The 4,611-nt window shown below is 50.6% G+C and carries 3 protein-coding genes and 1 pseudogene; all 4 read left to right on the top strand.

What is annotated here, in order from left to right; all coding sequences use genetic code 11:
• Positions 1–321, top strand: a pseudogene (locus IM500_RS24145) (RRXRR domain-containing protein); the annotation flags it as partial.
• A gap of 211 nt (positions 322–532) precedes the next feature.
• A complete protein-coding gene (locus tag IM500_RS24140) occupies positions 533–2,227 on the top strand; it encodes an extracellular solute-binding protein (protein WP_287739672.1) in 1,695 nt (564 codons plus the stop codon).
• 5 nt (positions 2,228–2,232) lie between these two features.
• A complete protein-coding gene (locus IM500_RS24135) occupies positions 2,233–2,958 on the top strand; it encodes a hypothetical protein (protein WP_287739671.1) in 726 nt (241 codons plus the stop codon).
• A 107-nt stretch (positions 2,959–3,065) separates the two neighbouring features.
• Positions 3,066–4,160, top strand: a complete 1,095-nt coding sequence (locus IM500_RS24130; protein ID WP_287739670.1) for a substrate-binding domain-containing protein — start codon at positions 3,066–3,068, stop codon at positions 4,158–4,160.
• The last annotated feature ends 451 nt before the right edge of the window (positions 4,161–4,611 follow it).

Raw genomic sequence — 4,611 nt, 5'->3', positions numbered from 1 at the left:
CATGGATATGATTGGAAGGGTTATGTTAAAGTAACGAAGGCTCCCTTTGCTGTCATCAAACGTCCTCCTATTAGTCGTCGTCAACTTCACCTGATGGTTTTTTCTAAAGGTGGTAAACGACGTAAATATGGTGGCTCTACCACAAGACATGGGTTCCGTAAAGGAGATTTAGTTTCTTCTCCCAAAGGAATTGGTTATGTTAGTGGAGATACCGAAAAACAGCTATCTGTAAGCGATACTAATTGGAAACGATTGGGACAGATAGCTGTTAGCAAGATTCAGTTAATTCGTCGTTCTAACGGTTTAATTGTTTCTCGCTAACTTGTATAAAGCCGCCCTCCGTTATCGCTAAAGGGCGGGTTTCAGACCCATTTTTTCGATGATTTGCCGCTTTTGATGATTAGAGAATCTGATCACACTAGGAACAAGAGAGCCTTGTAAATTTTCCGGAATTCATCGATAATTAAAAGCATGGGTAAATCATGGAAAGAATGTTAAAACGAGTTCAATAATAACAACCTACAAAACCCCTATGAGGTACCAGATCAGGCGAAAATTCATTGTCATTCTCGGACTCGTGATTTTAAGTTCCTGCGGGAGCAGCGATCCCCGTGCCAACGGCATCGAGGTTAAATTTCTCGTCGGGAGCGCCCTGAAAGATTTCTGCGATCAGGCGGCAGAGAAACTAAACCGACAGAATCCGAAACTAGAGAACGGTAAACCCTACTATCTCAAGTGCGAAGCCAAAGGAAGCGGAGATGTGGTTTCCGATGTAGTCTCTCTTGCGACCCAGTTAAAACAGGGAAGTTTACCGGCCGATGCGCCGGACTTTCCCACCCTGATCTCCGTCGATGGCGAGATTTATCAGGCTCAACTGCAATCGCAGGTCGCCGCCCTATTTCCAGGCCAGAACTATATTCCGGGGGTCGCCGATGCAGCCCTATTAACCTCTAGCCCGATGGTCTTTATGGTTCCCTCGGACTTAGCCCGGGGGGTGCGACAACAAAGCGATCTTTATAAATCCCTGCTCACGGCGAAAACCCATAAAGACCTCGCCCCCGATAACCAGAGCTTACCGCTTTATTTCGTCATGGGCGCACCGATCCGCTCTAACTCGGGGTTACAGAGTCTCGTTGCTCAATTCGCCTCAGTATCTGGAAAACGTCCCGAAGACCTAACCGTTAGCGACGTACAGAAGTATCAACCGAAAGTGCGGGAGATCCAGAGTAAAATCACCCGTTACGGGGTTTCTACCGGGCAGATCGCCAACGATATGGCGAAAAACGGCCCGTTCTGGGCTTCGATCGCCTCCGTGTACGAGTCCTCGGTGATCGAGGCCAACGCCAACCGGGGAGAGACCCGAACGCGCGTCGAGGCGATTTACCCGCAGGCCACCTTCACCTCGAATATGCGGGCGATCCTACCGAACGCCCCCTGGGTGAGCGCCGATGAAAAAGCCGCCGCCGAAAAAACAATCGAGTTTCTCCGCAGTCCCGAGGGACAGAAAATCGCTACCGAGTTAGGCCTGCGCCCTGGGGTGCCGGGGGTAGAACTGGGAGGTAAATTCTCCGCCGAGTACGGGGTCGATCCGAACGCCCGCTATGACTCCTTGCGATCGCCAAAACCAGAGGTGGTGGAGGCGATGTTACAGTCGTGGCGAGAATACGCGAAAAAACCCTCCCTCGTGGTCATCGTCGTCGATTCTTCTGGTTCCATGCAGGGAGATAAACTCCCCTCGGTTCAAAGCACCCTGAATAGCTACATCAACAGTTTGGGAGAGAAGGAAAAAGTCGCCCTGATCGATTTCGATGCTAAGATCCGTCCCCCAGTGCTAGTGGATGGAACCCCGGCGGGCAAAGAGCGGGGAATACAGTTTGTCTCCGGTCTGCGAGCGGAGGGGGGAACCGCACTCTACGACGCGACTCTCTACGCTCGGAATTGGTTAGAACAAAATCTCCGCCCCGATGCGATTAACGCGGTCGTCGTACTCACCGACGGAGAGGATTCGGGATCGCAACACTCCCTCGATTTCCTCGCTCAAGAATTAGCCAAAAGCGGTTTCGCCTCCGATAAACGCATCGCCGTCTTCACCATTGGCTACGGGAATGAAGGGGAATTTAAGCCAGAAGTTCTCAAAACGATCGCCGATAAAAACGGTGGATACTACCGTAAAGGCGACCCCAAAACGATCTCCACGGTGATGGGGGATTTGCAATTAGAGTTCTAAACCCTATGGTCAAACTAACCAATCCTTTTGATTACCCGCTCGCGATCCTAGTCGGGGGAATTGTTCTCGTGGCGGGAGTTCGGTTCCTGAAAACCCCGAATCTCCTTATCCTGCCCACCGCCGCCATCGTCGCCACCGCCACCGCAATGTATTGTAAATCCAGAGAACCCGACCCCGAAAAATCGGCGCGACGGGAAGTGGAAAGGGAATTAACTAACCTAAAAGCCTCGGGCCAGAGTTTAGCCGAGAAAGCGGAGGCCGTTCGTCGCGAGGCGGGTCAACTGTTGGGTCACGAAGCGGATTATCTGGAGTTATTGGTTCGCATAGAGGAAGCCTGTAGTTTGATCGCTGATATCCCGCACCGGATCGAAGAACTAGAGCGACGATTACCGCGCTCCGAAGCGGTTCTATCCCTCGCTAAACTAGAGGCGGACTTAGATTCAGCCCGCGCTCGCCTCACCAACAGTACCGGAATCGCCCGCCAACAGGCTGGGGAATTGGTGGAGAGTTTAGAGAGAAACCTAGAACTCGTCAGAACCAGCGGATCGGTTAATCTAGCTAAACTATTAAACCTACGGGTAACGATCGAGAACACTGCCGGCATCCTACAGGAATTGCAGAATAAAATCCGGCTATCGAGTCGTCCCAATAGCGAGCGGGTTCGAGAGGTGGAGGAGTTGTGCGATCGATTGCGAAGCGCAGGGAGTAACTTGGACATTTTAACTCATTAATCTCTAGAGGTTTTGCATATTAACGAGGTACACTTTCAGCGGTGAAAACTTGATTAGGTAACGATTTTACTGCTCACTTCTGTCTTTTAACCCCTGAATTCTGCTATATGATCAATACCGCCAAGAAGAAAAAAAATTTATGGCTATCCTCCCTAATCGCCCTAGTCTCGTTGGGATTAGCTTACATTCCTATCCCCGGATTAGAAACGAGAATAGTGATCGTCACTGGAACGGAATTAACGGAACCCCTCACGCGACTAAAGGAAGACTTCGAGAAAAAAAATCCCGACATTGCGATCGAGATTAAAGAACAGGGATCGCAGGATATAATTAATAAATTCGTGGACGAGAAAAATGATTTTAAACCCACGATTCTCATTCCCGCCGACGGTGAATTACTGACGGAATTAAAAACTCGCCTTTCGACCCGGGACGGGAGCGATCCCTTTTACGAGACCCCGCGCCCGATTGCCAAAACGCTTCTCGTGGGCATCGCTTGGCTGAAACGGGGAGACGCGCTCTTTCCCGACGGCCGTTTCCGTTGGGAGCGAATTCAACGGGCGATGGAGGCGGGAAATTGGGCAAAAATGGGCGGGAGACCTGATTGGGGAAGTTTCGATTTTCTCATGACCGATCCGACCCGTTCCCATAGCGGCCTGCTGACTCTTTTCCTCTGGTCCCGGGCGAACGGTGAGGATTTAAATTCTCCGCAAACTAGGGAGCTTTTTAAAATCATTCAAAAATCGCTGTACCAACCGCCTCGATCGACCGATATTCTTTTGCAGGAATTCATCACCCGCGGACCCAACGACGCGGACGTGGCCACGGTATATGAAAGTATCGCACTCTACCGTCAGAAGCAGTCGGGAGCGAATCAAAGAGCTCCCTATCGCGTGTACTACCTCGATCCGAACGTGGAGATCACCCCAACTGCGGCGATCATCCGTCGAGATACCGATGGGGAACAGCGGCGGGCGGCCGTAAAATTCATCGATTTTCTCCGCACAAAAGAACAACAACAAGTTTTTGTCCGCTACGGTTTCCGTCCCGTCATCGAGGGACTCGATATTCTGTCCGTGCCAGAAAACCCCTGGAGCCAAAATATTCAGAGAATAGAGGTGAATCCATCGGTTACTCTGATTCAATCCCCCGATAGTCGGACAATAGCGGAAATTCAAAAACTGTGGGAGCGATCAAACTAGCTTTCCCATTTACCGAAAAATTGGGTTTAAAGCCCCGCCCGACCGGGCGCTTTTTCTGCTCAATAGTTGCTTATTTTCTGTTTAACGCAAACGTCAAGCTGTCCTAAAAGGACGGGGTTTCAGAACCAAAATTTCCGACGAATGGTGTAGCTGAAGAGATCAATAGGGCGGTTCCCCTATCCATCTGGCACAGACAACTCCTGATTGGTTGACATCCTCACCGCCGGGGCCGGACGGTGATTCCCGGCAGATCGAACAAACTTAATTGAACGATCTTCGGATGGGTTGACGCTTCACGGGATGATGCTTCTTTAGTGGGACTTAAACGCCAAATAAAGATCAAATCGAGTATAATCGTTAAAGAGTAAGCACTTTACGTTGAAAAATCGGCGATGAAAGAGACAACCCCAGCCGCGATGCCTCCCTGCTTTGACCGATGGTGTCGGCGGTT

Origin of the sequence: Microcystis sp. M179S2 (assembly GCF_020245805.1) — a bacterium.
GTDB classification, from domain to species: Bacteria; Cyanobacteriota; Cyanobacteriia; order Cyanobacteriales; family Microcystaceae; genus Microcystis; species Microcystis aeruginosa.
Note: the sequence above shows the minus strand (reverse complement) of the source record. Positions and strands in the feature narration are given on the sequence as shown.